15 protein-coding genes are annotated in these 16,784 nt (G+C 63.9%); 8 read left to right on the top strand and 7 right to left on the bottom strand.

Annotated elements, in window-relative coordinates:
* Window positions 1–144: 144 nt before the first annotated feature.
* Window positions 145–1,956, bottom strand: a complete 1,812-nt coding sequence (locus tag C8J33_RS03140) for a methyl-accepting chemotaxis protein (protein ID WP_132663114.1) — start codon at window positions 1,954–1,956, stop codon at window positions 145–147.
* 219 nt (window positions 1,957–2,175) lie between these two features.
* On the opposite strand from C8J33_RS03140, the gene uvrB reads away from it, so the two are divergent.
* From uvrB to C8J33_RS26900, 3 genes are all read left to right on the top strand, one after another.
* Complete coding sequence (gene uvrB / locus C8J33_RS03135; RefSeq protein ID WP_132663113.1) at window positions 2,176–5,253, top strand: excinuclease ABC subunit UvrB; 3,078 nt, start codon at window positions 2,176–2,178, stop codon at window positions 5,251–5,253.
* An 892-nt stretch (window positions 5,254–6,145) separates the two neighbouring features.
* On the top strand, window positions 6,146–6,649 hold the full coding sequence (locus C8J33_RS03130) for a nuclear transport factor 2 family protein (RefSeq protein WP_132663112.1): 504 nt from the start codon (window positions 6,146–6,148) through the stop codon (window positions 6,647–6,649).
* Window positions 6,650–7,208: 559 nt separating this feature from the next.
* The gene (locus C8J33_RS26900; RefSeq protein WP_165929718.1) at window positions 7,209–7,742 is read left to right on the top strand and encodes a hypothetical protein; all 534 of its coding nucleotides are present in this window, start codon (window positions 7,209–7,211) and stop codon (window positions 7,740–7,742) included.
* A gap of 339 nt (window positions 7,743–8,081) precedes the next feature.
* Here the strand turns inward: C8J33_RS26900 and C8J33_RS03120 are convergent, their stop codons facing one another.
* Window positions 8,082–8,657 carry a J domain-containing protein gene (locus C8J33_RS03120; RefSeq protein WP_132664430.1) on the bottom strand — a complete coding sequence of 192 codons (576 nt, stop codon included), beginning with the start codon at window positions 8,655–8,657 and terminating at the stop codon, window positions 8,082–8,084.
* A 548-nt stretch (window positions 8,658–9,205) separates the two neighbouring features.
* Between C8J33_RS03120 and C8J33_RS03115 the strand changes: the two genes are divergently transcribed.
* Window positions 9,206–9,418 (top strand): cold-shock protein, encoded by a 213-nt coding sequence (locus C8J33_RS03115; protein ID WP_092984081.1) that lies wholly within the window; start codon window positions 9,206–9,208, stop codon window positions 9,416–9,418.
* 191 nt (window positions 9,419–9,609) lie between these two features.
* On the opposite strand, the gene dusA is transcribed toward C8J33_RS03115, so the two are convergent.
* Complete coding sequence (dusA, locus tag C8J33_RS03110; protein ID WP_132663110.1) at window positions 9,610–10,734, bottom strand: tRNA dihydrouridine(20/20a) synthase DusA; 1,125 nt, start codon at window positions 10,732–10,734, stop codon at window positions 9,610–9,612.
* A gap of 390 nt (window positions 10,735–11,124) precedes the next feature.
* The gene (locus C8J33_RS03105) at window positions 11,125–11,367 is read right to left on the bottom strand and encodes a hypothetical protein (RefSeq protein WP_132663109.1); all 243 of its coding nucleotides are present in this window, start codon (window positions 11,365–11,367) and stop codon (window positions 11,125–11,127) included.
* A gap of 296 nt (window positions 11,368–11,663) precedes the next feature.
* Between C8J33_RS03105 and C8J33_RS03100 the strand changes: the two genes are divergently transcribed.
* The 3 genes from C8J33_RS03100 to C8J33_RS03090 all read left to right on the top strand — a co-directional run bounded on the left by C8J33_RS03100 (window position 11,664) and on the right by C8J33_RS03090 (window position 13,331).
* Window positions 11,664–11,867, top strand: a complete 204-nt coding sequence (locus tag C8J33_RS03100; protein WP_110799069.1) for a hypothetical protein — start codon at window positions 11,664–11,666, stop codon at window positions 11,865–11,867.
* Between the two features lie 177 nt (window positions 11,868–12,044).
* Complete coding sequence (locus C8J33_RS03095; RefSeq protein WP_132663108.1) at window positions 12,045–12,731, top strand: fumarylacetoacetate hydrolase family protein; 687 nt, start codon at window positions 12,045–12,047, stop codon at window positions 12,729–12,731.
* A 63-nt stretch (window positions 12,732–12,794) separates the two neighbouring features.
* The gene (locus tag C8J33_RS03090) at window positions 12,795–13,331 is read left to right on the top strand and encodes a gamma carbonic anhydrase family protein (protein ID WP_132663107.1); all 537 of its coding nucleotides are present in this window, start codon (window positions 12,795–12,797) and stop codon (window positions 13,329–13,331) included.
* A 10-nt stretch (window positions 13,332–13,341) separates the two neighbouring features.
* On the opposite strand, the gene C8J33_RS03085 is transcribed toward C8J33_RS03090, so the two are convergent.
* From C8J33_RS03085 to C8J33_RS03075, 3 genes are read right to left on the bottom strand one after another with little or no spacing between them, the layout of a single operon-like run.
* A complete protein-coding gene (locus C8J33_RS03085; protein ID WP_132663106.1) occupies window positions 13,342–13,740 on the bottom strand; it encodes a Fur family transcriptional regulator in 399 nt (132 codons plus the stop codon).
* Window positions 13,740–14,570: an iron chelate uptake ABC transporter family permease subunit gene (locus C8J33_RS03080; RefSeq protein WP_110728054.1), complete on the bottom strand. Its 831-nt coding sequence runs from the start codon at window positions 14,568–14,570 to the stop codon at window positions 13,740–13,742. The genes C8J33_RS03085 and C8J33_RS03080 overlap by 1 nt, the downstream gene beginning before the upstream one ends.
* Window positions 14,563–15,537 carry a metal ABC transporter ATP-binding protein gene (locus C8J33_RS03075; protein WP_132663105.1) on the bottom strand — a complete coding sequence of 325 codons (975 nt, stop codon included), beginning with the start codon at window positions 15,535–15,537 and terminating at the stop codon, window positions 14,563–14,565. The genes C8J33_RS03080 and C8J33_RS03075 overlap by 8 nt, the downstream gene beginning before the upstream one ends.
* A 222-nt stretch (window positions 15,538–15,759) precedes the next feature.
* On the opposite strand from C8J33_RS03075, the gene znuA reads away from it, so the two are divergent.
* A complete protein-coding gene (znuA, locus tag C8J33_RS03070) occupies window positions 15,760–16,734 on the top strand; it encodes a zinc ABC transporter substrate-binding protein ZnuA (protein WP_132663104.1) in 975 nt (324 codons plus the stop codon).
* The last annotated feature ends 50 nt before the right edge of the window (window positions 16,735–16,784 follow it).

Here is a 16,784-nt window from a genome sequence, read left to right as displayed (position 1 = left end):
CTTACGGCTGAGGACCAATCTCCTACTGCCTACTGCCTACTGCCTACTGCCTACTGCCTACTACTCACGACTCACTCCCCACCTCCCCCAACGCAAAAAGGGCGCCGCTCCCGCAACGCCCTTCCCACAAAGCTCTCGCCCGCCTCAGGCAGCCCGCCGCACCGATCGCTCCCCGTCGCCGGCAAGTCGGAACGTCTGCAGCAGATCCTTCAGCGTCCGGCTTTCCTGCGCCAGCGTCTGGCTGGCCGCCGTGGTTTCCTCGACCATGGCCGCGTTCTGCTGGGTCATCTGGTCCATGCTGTTGACGGCGACGTTCACCTCCTGCAGGCCCGTCGCCTGCTCGCGGGCGGCGGTGGCGATGGAGGCGACGTGGTCGTTGACGCGGTTGACCAGCGTCTCGATCTCCATCAGCGCGTCGCCCGTCGAGCGGACGAGGGCGACGCCGGTTTCCACCTCGCCGGTCGAGCTGCGGATCAGCTCCTTGATCTCCTTGGCCGCCTGCGCGGAGCGCTGGGCCAGCTCGCGGACTTCCTGTGCCACGACGGCAAAGCCGCGGCCCGCCTCGCCGGCCCGGGCCGCCTCGACGCCGGCATTCAGCGCCAGCAGGTTGGTCTGGAAGGCGATCTCGTCGATCACGCCGATGATCTGGCTGATGCGTTCCGAGGAGCCCTCGATCCGGCTCATGGCCGCGATGGCGCTGCGCACGATCTCGCCGGATTTCGCCGCGCTCGATTTGGTCTCCGCCACCATGCTGCGCGCCTCGCCGGCCCGCTCGGAGGCGTTGCGCACCGTCGATGTGATCTGGTCGAGCGCTGCCGCCGTCTCCTCCAGCGCCGCCGCCTGCTGCTCCGTGCGCCGCGACAGGTTGCCGGCCGCCTCGGAAATGTCGCCGGCATTCTCGTGCACGACGTCGGTGGAGCGCGCGATGGACTGCACGGCACCGGCCAGCGCCGCCACCGCATCGTTGAAGTCGTCGCGCAGCTTGGCATATTCCGGCGAGATCGCGCCGATCTCCGCCGTCAGGTCGCCGCGCGCCAGCGCTTCCAGCGCATTGCCGATGGTGGCCATGGCGTCCGCCTGCTCCTGCGTCTGACGTGCCGTGCGCGCTTCGTTACCGCGACGCTCGGTCTCGATCTCGCCTTGCTGCGTCGCCTCGCGCGCCCGCTGGGCGATCCGCTCGGAGACGCTGTCGCGCAGCACGCCGAGCGCGCTCGCCATCTGGCCGATCTCGTCGCCGCGATCCGTCTCAGGCACCGGCGACGAGACGTCCTCGCGCGAAATCGCCAGCATCGAGGCCTTCAGCCGCTCCACCGGGCCGACCACGCTGCGCACGACCGCGAGCGCCACGCCGAGGATCAGCAGGGCGGCCACGCCGGAGATCACCGAAAGCTGGATCAGCCCCTGCCGGAACATCGCCGCGAGATCGTCCGCATAGACCCCGGTGCCGACGACCCATCCCCAGGGCTGGAAGCCGATGACATAGGAATATTTCAGGACCGGCTTGTCGACGCCGGGCTTCGCCCAGTAATAATCGACCGTGCCCTGCCCCTGCGCCTTCACCACCTTGACGAATTCCGTGAACAGGTGCTTGCCGTTGGGATCGGCGGTGGCGCTCTGGTCCGTACCTTCCATCTCCGGTTTGATCGGATGCATGATGACGCGCTGCTGCATGTCGTTGATCCAGAGATAGCCGCTGTTCTGGAAGCGCATGGCGCGGACCGCGTCGAGCGCGGCGGCCTGCGCGGCGCCTTGAGTCATTTTGCCGGCCGTCTCCAGCCCGTTGTAATAGGTGAAGATGCCGATGGCGCTCTGGTCCATCGCCGCCAGCAGGGCCTTGCGCTCGGTCACCAGCCGGTCATGCGCCTGGAACAGCGAAAACGTCAGGGCACCCGCCATGATCAGCAATGCCATCGCCACCAGCGCATAGAGCCGCACGGAAATTCGAAAATACTTCATTGTCCAGTCCCCCATCTTTTTAATTCAGAAGGAGAAGATGCTGTGCAAATGGTTTCTAATGTATGAGCGATGCGTCGCAAAGTTGCACGAAATGTCCGAAGACGAGCCGGGCCGAGAGTCCGCAACGAACCCGTCACAAACATGATCGCCCCCCGGGCGTCGTACCCGATGTGTTCTTCTCCCCTTCACTTTCGCCGAGACTCTCTCCATATTTCCGCCATGGCCAGATCCCCGAAGAAAACAGCTGCTTCCCCGCGTGAGACATCCGGGTTCGAAGAAGCGCCCCAGGCGCCGTTCGAAGGCGCCCCCATATCCGGTTCCGTCGCCGACTGGGTGAAGCAGCTCGAAGCCGAAGCCGAGGCGACCTCGCACGAGACCCGTCGCGATGTCGCCTCGAAAGCCGGCAAGCACCGCAAGCAGGTCGAGATTGCCGCTGCCAAGGCAAAGGCGAAGCCGGTCGAGCCCGCCCTCAAAACCTCGAAATCCGCGCGCGGCACCTCCATGGGCGGCGCCAGCGATCCGAAGTCCCGCGCCGCCGCAGGCCTGCCCGCGGTCTCCGGCATGGATATCTCGCTGGAGGACTCCGCCACCCTCGCCCCCGGCGCCGTCACCGCCACGGTGGATGCGCTGGCGAGCCTGATCGAGAGCGGCAATCCGCTGTTCAAGGACGGCAAGATGTGGACGCCGCACCGTCCCGCCCGCCCGTCCAAGTCGGAAGGCGGCATCCATATCGAGATGGTCAGCGAGTACCAGCCGGCCGGCGACCAACCGACCGCCATCAAGGACCTCGTGGAAGGCCTCAACAACGGCGAGCGCAGCCAGGTCCTCCTCGGCGTCACCGGCTCCGGCAAGACCTTCACCATGGCCAAGGTGATCGAGGCCACCCAGCGCCCCGCCGTCATCCTCGCGCCCAACAAGACGCTGGCGGCCCAGCTCTATTCCGAGTTCAAGAACTTCTTTCCCAACAATGCGGTGGAGTATTTCGTCTCCTATTACGACTACTACCAGCCGGAAGCTTATGTGCCGCGGTCGGATACCTTCATCGAGAAGGAAAGCTCGATCAACGAGCAGATCGACCGCATGCGCCACTCCGCCACGCGCTCGCTGCTGGAGCGCGACGACGTCATCATCGTCGCCTCGGTCTCCTGCATCTACGGTATCGGCTCGGTGGAAACCTACACCGCCATGGCCTTCCAGATGTCGGTCGGCGACCGCCTCGACCAGCGCCAGCTGCTGGCCGACCTCGTCGCCCAGCAATACAAGCGCCGCGACATGGACTTTCAGCGCGGCAGCTTTCGCGTGCGCGGCGATACGATCGAACTGTTCCCCGCCCACCTGGAGGATGCCGCCTGGCGCATCTCCATGTTCGGCGACGAGATCGACGCCATCACCGAGTTCGATCCGCTGACCGGCAACAAGACCGGCGACCTGAAATCGGTCAAGATCTACGCCAACAGCCACTACGTCACCCCGCGCCCGACGCTGAATGCCGCCATCAAATCGATCAAGGAGGAGCTGAAGCTCCGCCTCGCCGAGCTAGAAAAGGCCGGCCGCCTGCTGGAAGCCCAGCGACTGGAGCAGCGCACGCGCTACGACATCGAGATGCTGGAGGCCACCGGCTCCTGCGCGGGCATCGAGAACTATTCCCGCTACCTCACCGGCCGCCGCCCCGGCGAGCCGCCGCCGACCCTGTTCGAATACATCCCCGACAACGCCCTGCTGTTCATCGACGAGAGCCACGTCTCCGTCAGCCAGATCGGCGGCATGTACCGGGGCGACTTTCGGCGAAAGGCGACGCTGGCCGAATACGGCTTCCGCCTGCCCTCCTGCATGGACAACCGCCCGCTGCGCTTCGAGGAATGGGACGCCATGCGTCCCGACACCGTCGCCGTCTCCGCCACCCCGGCCGCCTGGGAGATGGAGCAGGCCGGCGGCGTCTTCGCCGAGCAGGTCATCCGCCCCACGGGCCTCATCGATCCCCCCGTCGAGGTGCGCCCGGCCAAAAGCCAGGTGGACGACGTGCTGGGCGAAATCCGCGAGACCGCCGCCAAGGGCTACCGCACGCTCTGCACCGTGCTGACCAAGCGCATGGCGGAAGACCTCACCGAATATCTGCACGAGCAGAACATCCGCGTCCGCTACATGCACTCCGACATCGACACGCTGGAGCGCATCGAGATCATCCGCGATCTCCGCCTCGGCGCCTTCGACGTGCTGGTCGGTATCAACCTGCTGCGCGAAGGCCTCGACATCCCCGAATGCGCCTTCGTCGCCATCCTCGACGCCGACAAGGAAGGTTTTCTCCGCTCGGAAACGTCCCTCGTCCAGACCATCGGCCGCGCCGCGCGAAACGTCGATGGCAAGGTCGTGCTCTATGCCGACAAGGTCACCGGCTCCATGCAGCGCGCCATGGACGAAACCTCCCGCCGCCGCGAAAAGCAGATGGCCTATAACGAGGCCCACGGCATCACCCCGGAATCGGTCAAGGCCAAGATCTCCGACATCCTCGACTCGGTCTACGAACGCGACCACATCCGCGCCGACATCGCCGGCGCCTCCGGCAAGGGCTTCGGCTCCGCCGGCCACATGGTCGGCAACAACCTCGCCGCCCATCTCGAAGCGCTCGAAAAACAGATGCGCAACGCCGCCACCGACCTCGACTTCGAAACCGCCGCCCGCCTCCGCGACGAAATCAAACGCCTCAAAGCCACCGAACTGGCAACGATGGACGACCCGATGGCCCGGCAAGAGGCAAAGGCACAGGAAGGTTTCGTCAGCAAGGCCGACCAGAAGACTGCCAAGGCCCGGGATGCCTCCAAGGCCCAGGAAGTCGCGACCAACAAGTCGAAAACCGCGCGGAATGCAGATACGACCGCCGACGAGGACGCAGACAGCGCCACGGGCGCCAGTCCTTCTCCCCGCGCGCGGGGAGAAGGTGCCCGCAGGGCGGATGAGGGGCAGCCACAACCCGTACCCTCCCTCTTCCGCCAGAACACCCTCGACAATATGGGCCCCGGCACCGACACCGAACGCCCCCTCTTCCGCCGCAACGACCTCGACGAAATGACCGTCGGCCGCACCGAAAAACCCGTCCCCGGCGCCCTGCCGGTCAAACCCGACGCCGCAAAGGCCACGAAACGCTTCTCACCGCTGACCGAAGGCCTGCCGGAACAAGCCAAAGACGACCCGCGCCCGCTGGTCCGGGCGAAGGCGGGTGTCGGGAGCTATGAGGATGCGGGGGATGTGAAGCGGCAGAAGGGACGGACGAAGGGGAAGACCGGGCGGCCGGGGCGGTGAGTACGCATCATTAAAGTGGGGTGATCAAGAATGCTTCTTCGAAAATTCAACCAAAACTTGTGTTTTCTATGTGGTAACGCTGGTAACCTGACCGGCGAACACAAACTGAAAAGATCAGTACTCGTTGATGAATTTGGCAACGAGAAGTTATATATCCTAGATGGACAGAATAGGTTCCAGCTCGCGCAAAGCACTAAATCTAAGCTATTCCACTTTCGTGAAAAGATTTGCGAGGACTGCAACGCAGATAGAACGCAGGGACCTGATAAATCTTTTGATAACTTCCATTTAAGAGTAAAGGAAAGCATATTACGTAATGAATACAGAACATGGCCGAATGGAATATTCCATGATTCTGAATATTATGCAGGGTCTGCAGCATCAGATAAGCTTTTTCGATACTTTTCAAAAATTTTGTGTTGCCGCTTGGCCGAATCTTCCGGTCCAATACCGAAAACCTTGGCAGATCACGCTATCGGCAATTCTCGAAAAAATCGAGTTTGGCTTCAGGTAAGGCCTGATCTAGTTCATGCGGAAGCTGTCGAGCGATTTGGATCATGGTCTTCAGCATCGCATGGTGGCCTGCTTGTATCCGCAAAAAAGGTTGGTGGATGGCCAGCAGTATTCCATAGCTCAATATCTTTCGGCCCCGTCCAGTATGTATTCCGCTTCCACTTACATTGGCGCGAGATGTTAGAATTACGCTTCCTCCACAGAGATTTCTATAATTTCTTACGCTTTACAGTTCTACCAACAGCAACGCTGAGGAATTAAGAAGAACGGAAAACTCGGATATCAAGTAGTTGCGATACTGCGACTCTAAGTACGGGACTCCCGGAACAACCCACCCCCACCCCCGTTCTCTCCCGAGCCCAAACCTCAGGAGCGCCCCATGCCCGCACTCGCAGACACCTTCATCTCCGCCCTCCACCGCCTTGAATCCGACCGCGATACCGACACCATCGCCAGCCTGTTCGCAGACGATGCCAGCCTGTCCAATCCGTTGGTGTCCTATGACGATGGCGGGGTGGATGCGGCGAAGACGTTCTGGTCGCATTATCGCGATGCCTTCGATGATATCGCCTTCGAGTTCCGCGCCGTGACGCAGGCGGAGGGCGTTGCCTTTATCGAATGGCGCAGCCGCGGTTCGATCGATGGCGAGGCCTTCGAATATGGCGGCGTCAGCGTGCTGGAGACGGCGGATGGCAAGATCGTCGCGTTCCGCACCTATTTCGACAGCGCCCAGATCCCCCGCGCCCATTCCACCGGCGGCGAAGGGTCTGGTCGCGGCGGGAAACCGGAGATCGCAGTGACGGGGAAAAAGAACGGTGAAGACGATCTGGAGACCGCCCAGCGCGAAGCCGCCGAGCAGCGCGCAAAGGGTGGTTACAGCTGATCCCGACCGTTCGAAATTCCCTTTGAAAACAAGAGGCAGACCGGAAACGGTCCTGCCTCTTTTCCGTTTCCGCCTCCGCATCGGCCTGATCGGGCGAAGCCGAAACGCGCCGCACCACCCAAATTAGCACGTGCCGTTTTCCCCGCCGCCCGGGCCCGCCCCCATACTGGCACCGTTCCGCTCTCGGATACACCGGCAGGCGTGCCGGCGAGGCGGAGCCGGCTGTGGGGTGAGAGGAACGACGTGCGCCTCCCGCATCACGGTCCGCAACACGGCCTCCCCCCGAAACGGCAGCGCCTCGCGCAAGCGAGGATGCGAATGGGTTCGGGTTTGCCTTCGCGGCATGCAACGCCGTCCCGTCCTGCCCCTCCGGGCGGTCGGGATCCCGGCAGAGAGGCACTTGCGGGCATAAACCGCCGAACGGGGCGCCGGAAGGTGTCATTATTTACCTTATCAACGCGGCAGCTTCCAGCGCCCCGTCCGAAATTCCGGCCCGACAGCCGGTCCAGCATCGATGCGCCAGACCACGCGGCAAAACCGCCTGCGTGAAGGAGACCGCATGTCCAGACGAGATCCGACATCCCCCGGCATCGCGCCGCCCAGTGCCCAACCGGCCAGCGCCCGACCGACCGAGGCAAATCCGCCCATCCGGCCTTCACCCCCGAACCCCGCCTGCGCGGTGGCAGATATGCTGCTCGCACCGGCCTTCCTCTGCCACCGCGCCCGCTGCCGCCGTCACCGCGGCTGCAGCCTGCCCGGCGCGACAGTGCCCGACCCGGACATTCCCTTCTGGCAGCCCGAAACCTGCTTTCCCCGCTGCATCATGGAAGCGAAAAACAGATTTCGCGGGGAATTCCTGCTGATCCTCGGCTTACTGATGCACATCGAGAAGCTTCTGGAGCCGGGCGTGCTCAAGGCCTGGAGCGGCACTATCGATACCGACTACACCGGCGACCAGATTCGCGCCGCCCTCACCCTCGCCGCCCGCCGCCTGCCCCGGGGAGACCCCTTGATGGCGGAGTTTCGGGCTTTCTGGCGGGAGGAGGCGGCTCGGGGGGATGGGGGGGATGAGGCGTTTGCGGATGGGGTTTAAAAGAAAAACCCTCTCTGGCCTGCCGGCCATCTCCCCCACAAGGGGGGAGAAGACCCGGGGCCGGCCGCTCGACTTCGGCTTGGCGAGGGGTGAGTAGGCAGTAGGCAGTAGGCAGTAGGCAGTAGGCAGTAGGCAGTAGGAAACAGGACCAAAATCAAGCACGAAGACAAAACGGCATCGAGCGGCCAACCCCAAGTCTTCTCCCCCCTTGTGGGGGAGATGGCCGGCAGGCCAGAGAGGGCCTTCCTTCCTACTTCCTACTTCCTACTTCCTACTTCCTACTGCCGACTGCCGACTGCCTACTTCCTACTTCCTACTGCCGACTGCCTACTCCCCCTCTCACTCCGCCGCCTCATCCCGCTCCTCGGCCCGCAACACCTCCAGCTCATACCGATATCCCTCCAGCATCAGATAGGCCTGCTCGATCACCTCGATCTGCCCCTCCGCGCTGCGGATTGCATCGGCGATGGATTGCGAGCGTGACCGCAGCATCGACCCCAGCACATCCGCCTCGGGGCGGCGTCCCAGCCGGTCCATGTGCTGGCGCACGCGGGCGCGGTGGCGCTCCAGTTCGAGAATATGGAACCGGCTCTTGACGATATCGTCGGACAGGCGGCGGCGCATGGCGGCCACGGGGTCGAAGCTGCCGGGTTCGCGCTCGTCGAGGATGACCTCGTTGACCAGCGTTTCTATCACCAGCAGCCCCTTCAGGTCGCGCGGGTCGGCGAGCTGCGGGTCGTAGCCGGTATCGTCGAAGATCTTGCGGCGCACGGGATCGCGCAGCAGGTCGTAGGCCGCCTGCAGCTTGCCAAAGGCGTCCACATCGCCGCCCTGGTCGGGATGCGCCGTCTTCGCCAGCTGGCGATAGGCCGTCTTGATCGCGGCCTCGTCGGCGTCGCGCTCCACGCCCAGCATCGCATAGGGATCGATCACCTTGCCCCCAATCCTCTCGCCGCATCGGCCAGTCTGCCCGTCTTTCAAAATGTCACGGGTTTTTTCATACAGTGTCGGCCACCCTTGCAGTACCCGCCCCGGCCGCCGGCATCAACCCTTAGAGCGCCGCAGACCTGCCGCTGTGCACCGCTTCGGGACACTCCGCCATGCATCCGACGAAAATGTGGAGGCCCGGCCTTTTTCTCTCATCCGTCCCCATCCGGAGCCGCTTGCCAAGGCGCGTATTTGCTGGCAGAAATATACCGTTCGGGCTGTTCATCCCGGAGACTGGACTGATGTGGTTGTGCCGCTCGGCGGCGTTCCGGTGGGGAGATCCGCTGTGGACACGGCCGAACGGCAGCATGGGGCGGATGGCCGACACGGCCTTGCGGCTCCCATGGGCGTAGACGTTCTTTGCTCCCGTACGTGACATCCAGACGGCGTGTCCTGTTTCGACACGCATGACCGCCCGCCTCCCCGGCACCGGGGGTGCGGTTACCACTTCAAGGGAAGACCAGAGGACATCCCCCATGGCCACCAAAGGCATCGTAAAATTCTTCAACCAGGACAAGGGTTTTGGTTTCATCACTCCGGAAGGCGGCGCGAAGGACGTATTCGTTCACATCTCCGCTCTCCAGGCCGCCGGCCTCCAGACGCTGAAGGACGGCCAGCAGGTCACCTTCGACACCGAGCCGGATCGCATGGGCAAGGGCCCCAAGGCCGTCAACATCAGCGCCGCATAATCTGCCGCTGACGACATCCGGAAACGGCGCCCCAGTGGCGCCGTTTCTGTTGGTGGACACGCCCCGTGTTTCGGGCATGCATTGCATCGAAAAAAATCAGCGCGACCATCTCCCCGGTCGGCATGCGCAAGGTAGACTGAGCCTCAAAGGTTCGGAAACCGCAGTCCCCTTTCTTTTACCGCTCTTTGAAATCACTCCGCCGCGTCGCGCTCTTCGGCACCAGAACCTGCAACGGAGAGCACCGCAGCAAACGCCGCCGCGATCACCTCCGGCCCGGCTCCCGCCCGCGTCGCATCGGCCGAGAGGATCTGCCGATACCGCCGCGCCCCCGGCCAGCCCTGAAACAGCCCAACCATATGCCGCGTCACATGCACCAGCCGCCCGCCGGCCGCGATGTGCCCCGCCGCATAGGCCATCATCGCATCCCGCACGCCGCACCAGAAATCCGCAGACCGCCGATGCCCCGCCTCGGTGAACTCGCCCGGATCGACAGCCACGGGCGCCGCCCCGGTCAACGGATGCGGAAAAGCCCCATCCACGCCCGTCAGCACCGCGCTATCATGATAGGCCGCCCGGCCAAGCATCACGCCGTCGAGAGCAAGAGGCGTCTCGGGATGACGAAGCTGCGATACGGCATCACCCAGCGTGTGAAGCCCGCCATTGATGCCGATGAAAAGGTCGGGATTCTCCGCCTTGATCCGGTGCACCAGAGCATAGTCGAGCGGCGGAATGTCGCGATTCTCCTTGGGCGAAAGCCCCTGCAGCCAGGCCTTGCGCGCATGCACCCACACGCCGTCGACGCCCGCCGCCCGCACGCGGTCGAGCAGCGCGCGCAGCGCGATCTCCGGCTCCTGATCGTCGACGCCGATCCGGCATTTCACCGTCACGGGCACGGACACCGCCGCCTTCATCGCCGCCACGCAGTCCGCCACCACCTCGGGCTCCCGCATCAAGCAGGCGCCGAACGTGCCGGATTGCACCCGGTCTGACGGGCAGCCGACATTCATGTTGATCTCGCTATAGCCGAACCCCACCCCGATCCGTGCCGCCTCCGCCAGCTTCTCCGGATCATTGCCCCCCAGCTGCAACGCCACCGGCGTCTCCGCGACCGAGCACCGCAACAACCGCTCCCGATCCCCCCGCAACACCGCATCGGCGACGATCATCTCAGTGTAGAGCAGCGCATGCGCCGACAGCTGGCGCGCGAAATAGCGATAATGGCGGTCAGTCCAATCGATCATCGGGGCCACGGCGAACACCGGGAGCGCAAACATGCGGGCCTGCGTGGTCTCGGAAGCGTTCTCAATGTCCGTCATGGTGCCGTCTCGTCATCTGAAAGGATCGCCGGGCGGAAGACGCCCGCGGGGCGCAAAGGCCACAGGCCAACCGAGCCTGCCGCCCTTCCAATACCCCTCAGCGCGCATTGCGCCAAGAGCCGGCATCCCGACAGGCATGCGCCCATCGCTTGCCGCAAAAGAAAAAAGCCTGCCGCGGGAGGAGGTGCGGCAGGCTTTATGAAAGGATCCACGGGTCGGGAGGAGGTGACCCGGATCTCTCGAAGCACCCGGGAGGAGGATGAGTGCTTCGGTAAATTCAAGATAATATTGCATTGCAGCAAAAACAAGATGGGGGATGAGATTTTCTGCCGTTGCTCGGGTCAGCCCTTCGCCATACCGCGGCAAACCCGTTTGCCGCCGACGAAAACGCTATCGCCAGTACCGCGAAAGCAGCGTATCCCGGCGCTGTCCTGTGCCCAGCAGATAGCCGGCGACAAAGGCTGCAGCCCCGACCAGCAGCAGCACCGACCCGGTCGCCGCCCGGTGATCCTGCGCCGAGGCGACCACGGCGCCGGCCTCGCGCTGAACGGCGGCGGTTGCGCGCTTCACATTCGCGGCCACGGTCGTCTTGTCTTCCAGTTCGCCGGTAAACCCTGTCTTGATGTCGGACATTTCGCTGCTCCGGGGTTGAGTGAGGTATCCCTTAAGAAGGGTCCGGGAAGGATTTTTGTTCCGCAGCGCCGAAATAAACCTCGGTTCCAGGGCATTCTGTTTTCGCAGTGCAGCATATCGGGGCAAAATTTGCTTTGCATGACAGGCTTATTTTCGATTTTGCGAAATTTTCTCTGGTTGCATCGGATCATTTCTGGCAAGCTCATCGTGAGGTGCCTCATAAAAACCCGCTTCACAGCCGCAAATGCCTGAGTCGCAGAAGATGGATCGCAAAAAAGAGGCAGAGGGAGAACGTCATGGTCGAGGAAAATCTGTACCGCATTGTCGAAGTCAGCGTGAAGCGTGGCACGGACCGCCGCGATGTCGGCATCATGACGGTGCGCCAGGCCTTAGCCCTCCCCGATGTGCCGAGCCTCGAATATACCGATCCGGACCGCAAGACCCGCAGCGGCGGCCCCTTCATCAACCGCGCCCAGCTCCAGGCCTACGCCTGCCGCTGAGGTGAACGACAGCGCCGGCCGGCAAGGTTCGCTTGCGGCGAGACGCATGCTGATGCGAAAATCCCGGAGCGACCGGCCTCACCTCACGCTCCCACACCGCGAAATCACTGCACCGTCTTCCCCGCCGCCTCTCGCGGGTGCTATCCTGCCGCTGTCATCACCAGCATCCGGATTGCCATGAACACCGTAATTCCCGCCCCCGCCCCCGTCATTCTGCCCGTTCGCGGCAGCGAGGCCGGGTTTCCCGTTCGTCGTGTCTATTGCGTCGGCCGCAACTATGCCGCCCATGCCATCGAGATGGGGCATGATCCCTCACGCGAGCCGCCCTTCTTCTTCCAGAAGAACCCGGAAAATCTCGTCCTGCCGACGGCCGGCTTCCCCTACCCTGCGCAGTCCAGCGACGTGCACCACGAGGTCGAACTCGTCGTGGCGCTGAAGGCCGGCGGCACGGATATCGATCCGGCCACCGCGATGGACTGCGTCTGGGGCTATGGCGTCGGCATCGATTTCACCCGGCGCGATCTTCAGGCGGAAGCCAAGACCAAGGGCCACCCCTGGGCCGCCGCCAAGGCGTTCGAGCATTCCGGCCCCGTCTCCCCGCTCGTCGTGGCAGAGGAGTGCCCCGATCCCGCCAGCGGCCGCATTCACCTCAGCGTCAACGGCGAGACGCGACAGGACGGCGATCTCGCGCAGATGACGTGGAAGATCCCGGAGATTATCGCGGAGCTCTCCAAGCTCTTCACGCTGGCCCCCGGCGATATCATCCTCACCGGCACCCCCGCCGGCGTCAGCGCCGTCAACCGCGGCGATGTCGTCACCTGCGGCGTAGACGGTTTTGGCGACCTCACCGTCACCATCGTTTAATATTTAGAGCCTGCGGAGACACCCCCCGCAGGCCACTTCCTCGCCCGAACTATCGGAGCCAACATGCCTCTCTACGCCCTCGGCACACGTCGCCCCACCTGCCCGCCTGCGGATCGCTACTGGATCGCGCCGGATGCGCATGTCGTGGGAAATGTGGTGATCGGAGAGGATGTCGGCATCTGGTTCGGCGCCGTGCTGCGCGGCGATAACGAGCCGATCCATGTCGGCCCGCGCACCAATATCCAGGAAGGCGTCGTCGTCCATGTCGATGCCGGCTTCCCGGTCAACATCGGCGAAGGCTGCACCATCGGCCACCGCGCCATCGTCCACGGCTGCACCATCGGCGACAACAGCTTGATCGGCATGGGCGCAACCATCCTCAACGGCGCCGTCATTGGCCGCAATTGCCTCGTCGGCGCCAACGCGCTCGTCACCGAAGGCAAGGTCTTCCCCGACAATGCCCTCATCGTCGGCGCCCCGGCCCGCGTCCTGCGCACGCTGGACGACGCCGCAATTGCCGGCCTGCGCGCCTCGGCCGACAACTACGTCCGCAACTGGCAGACCTTCGCAGCGAAGCTCACACCTATCGAAGAGGACTGAACCACCGCTCTCAGGCCGTGCAATTCCCGCAATGCCCGCGCATCTCGATGGTCGTCTTGTCGGTCTTGAACTGCTGCTTGGTCGCCAGCATCGCCAGCCGATCCTCGATCTCGGGATCGCTGATCTCGCTCACCTGCCCGCAATCCTCGCAGATCGCAAAGGCGATCACGGCCTTCTCAGGTCCGTGGTCGTGCGGATGGGTGCAGGCGACGAAGGCGTTCAGGCTTTCCAGCCGGTGCACGATGCCGAATTCGGTCAGCTTCTCCAGTGCCCGGTAGACCTGCAGCGGTGCACGAAACCCGTGGTCGCGCAGCTTGTCGAGGATCGTGTAGGCGCTGAGCGGCGCCTCGGCATGGGTCAGCGTCTCCAGAACGAGCGTCTGGTTGCGGGTCAGCTTGCGCGGCTCCATCAGTGATGTCCTCCCGGCGGTGAAAACGGCGTGCCGTCCCGCCCGCGCCGGCCGATCGGCAGCAGGCTGAGGACGAAGATGACGACGGCGGCAACCACGATCGACGGGCCGGACGGCGTATCGAAATGCAGCGAGCCGAACAGCCCGCCGACCACCGCCACCGCGCCGATCAGCGAGGCGAACACCGCCATGATCTCGGGCGAGGCCGAAAAGCGGCGCGCCGTGGCGGCGGGAATGATGAGCAGCGAGGTGATCAGCAGAATGCCGACGATCTTCATGGCAATGGCGATGACCAGCGCCATCAGCAGCATGAAGAACAGCCGCGACCGCTCCGGATGCAGCCCCTCGGCCTCCGCGATCTCCGGATTGACCGTCGCGGCAAGCAGCGGCCGCCAGAGCATGACCAGCGCCATCAGCACGAGAATGCCCCCGCCCCAGACGATGTCGATATCGGCTTCCGACACGGCGAGAATATCGCCGAACAGGAACCCGACGAGGTCGATCCGCACCCAGGTCATGAAGGCGACGATGACCAGGCCGATCGACAGCGAGGAATGCGAGAGAATGCCGAGCAGCGCATCGGTCGAAAGCCCGCCGCGCTTCTGCAGCGCCAGCAGCAGCAGCGAGACCATCGCCGCAACGATGAACACGCTGACCATCAGGTTCAGGTCAAGCAGCAAAGAGAGCGCAACGCCGAGCAGCGCGGAATGCGCCATGGTGTCGCCGAAATAGGCCATGCGGCGCCAGACCACGAAGCAGCCGAGCGGCCCGACCGTGATGGCCAGGCCGACGCCGGCAATGAGGGCGCGGATGAAGAAATCGTCAAGCACGGTCGCGCTTCCCCGGTTCGAGCCGCTTCAGGCGGATCTGGCTGTGGCCGCATCCGCAGCTTTCGTCATGCACGTGGTCCGGAACGGCCGTATCATCCACGTGATGGTCGTCCCTGTGATGGCCGTCATCCGGATGGCAATGGTCCGTCAGGCTTCCGTCCGCATGCAGGACGCGGCCGTCGGGCAGATGGGTGTGGTCATGATCGTGATTGTAGACAGCAAGAGTTTGTGCAGCTTTTACGCCGAACAGGCGCTGATATTCCGGGCTCTGGCTCACCGCCTGCGGCGTGCCGCGGCAGCAGACATGCCCGTTGAGGCAGATCACCGTGTCCGTTTCCGCCATAACCACATGCAGGTCGTGCGAAATCAGCAGAATGCCGCAGCCGGTTCTATTGCGAATGGTCTTGATCAGATCGTAGAGCGCGATCTCGCCGGAAAAATCCACGCCCTGCACCGGTTCGTCCAGCACCAGCAGGTCCGGCCGGCGGGCGATGGCCCGTGCCAGCAGCGCCCGCTGAAACTCGCCGCCGGAGAGATGCTGCACCTCCGCCCGCGCCAGATGCAGGATACCCGTGGACGACAGCGCCTCGGCAATCTCGGCGCTTTTCAGCGGCCCGGTCAGCGTCATCAGCCGCTCCACGGTCAGCGGCAGCGTCCAGTCGATGGAAAGTTTCTGCGGGACATAGCCGACCTTCAGGCCGCCGATCTTCTCCACGCGCCCCTCGTCCGGCTTCATCACGCCGATCGCCGTCTTCGCGGTGGTGGATTTCCCCGAGCCGTTCGGCCCGATCAGCGTCACGATCTCGCCGCGCGAGACGGAAAAATCGACGCCCCGCACCAGCCACCGCCCGCTCCGGCGAATGCCCACCTCGCGCAGCGTCACGAGCGCGTCGTTAGCAGTACGCGCGGGCGCACCCGTACGGGATACGGCAGGCGCGGTGTGCGAATGAGCGTCGGTTTCGGACATCGGAAATTTCCCGGAGGACCCTGTTGCCAGCGGCTATGCCACACGTTATAGCATAACGCAATTGATGTAATAACATAACATTGAGAATACAAGCCGCCGGTATCCTCCCTGACCACCGCCGACGTCTTGCCCGAACAAACGGCCCGACCGCCCCGCCAGCCGCGACGTCTTCGTCGCTCGTGAGACGATTGGACCCCGCATGAACCCTACAGGAGCTTCTCCATGTCCCCTCGCGCCTCGCTGATCCTCGCCGCCACCGCATTCCTCGCAGCCGGCACGGCCCACGCCCAGACACCCGATGTGGTGGTCTCCATCAAGCCGATCCACTCGCTCGTCGCCTCCATCATGGCCGGCGTCGGCGAGCCGAAGCTGATCGTGGAAGGCGCTGCCTCCCCCCACACCTACAACATGAAGCCCTCCAATGCTTCGGCGCTCCAGAAGGCCAATGTCGTCTTCTGGATGGGCGAAGGCATGGAGCATTTTCTGGAGAAGCCGCTGGAAACGCTGGGCTCCAAAGCCACCATCGTCGCGCTCGAAGAAGCGCCGGGCGTCGAAAAGCTGCCGCAGCGCGAAGGCGGCCCGTTCGAGCCGCATGACGATGGCGACGAGGCCGAAGCCGCTCATGACCACGATTCCGCCGACGCTCATGACGCCAAGCATGCTCACGATGACGGCGAGTTCGACATGCATTCCTGGCTCGATCCGCGCAACGCCAAGGCCATGGCCGCCGAGATCGAAACGGTGCTGGCGAAGGCCGATCCCGAACATGCCGCGACCTACCGCACCAACCGCGAGACCCTCGACGCCCGCATCGACGCCCTGGATCTCGCGATTGCCGCCACCCTCGCCCCGATCAAGGATCGCCCCTTCATCGTCTTCCACGATGCCTACCAGTATTTCGAAAACCGCTACGGCGTCACGGTTGCCGGCTCGATCACGGTCAGCCCGGAAACGGCACCGGGCGCCCAGCGCCTGAAGGAAATCCATGCCAAGATCGAAAAGCTCGGCGCCACCTGCGTCTTCGCCGAACCCCAGTTCGAGCCGAAGCTGGTCAACGTCGTGCTGGAAGGCACGACTGCCAAATCCGGCACCCTGGACCCCGAAGCCGGCACGCTGACCGCCGGCCCGGACCTCTACTTCCAGCTGATGAACGGCATCGCCCAGTCGCTCGCAAGCTGCCTGTCCCAGCAGGGCTGATGGCTTCGCACAAGCTCGCTTCGCCATCATCCCGGTATCAATGACAGACA

It is taken from the genome of Rhizobium sp. PP-CC-3G-465, from assembly GCF_004343445.1.
Lineage (GTDB): Bacteria > Pseudomonadota > Alphaproteobacteria > Rhizobiales > Rhizobiaceae > Ferranicluibacter > Ferranicluibacter rubi.
This window is presented reverse-complemented; position numbering and strand designations above follow the sequence as displayed.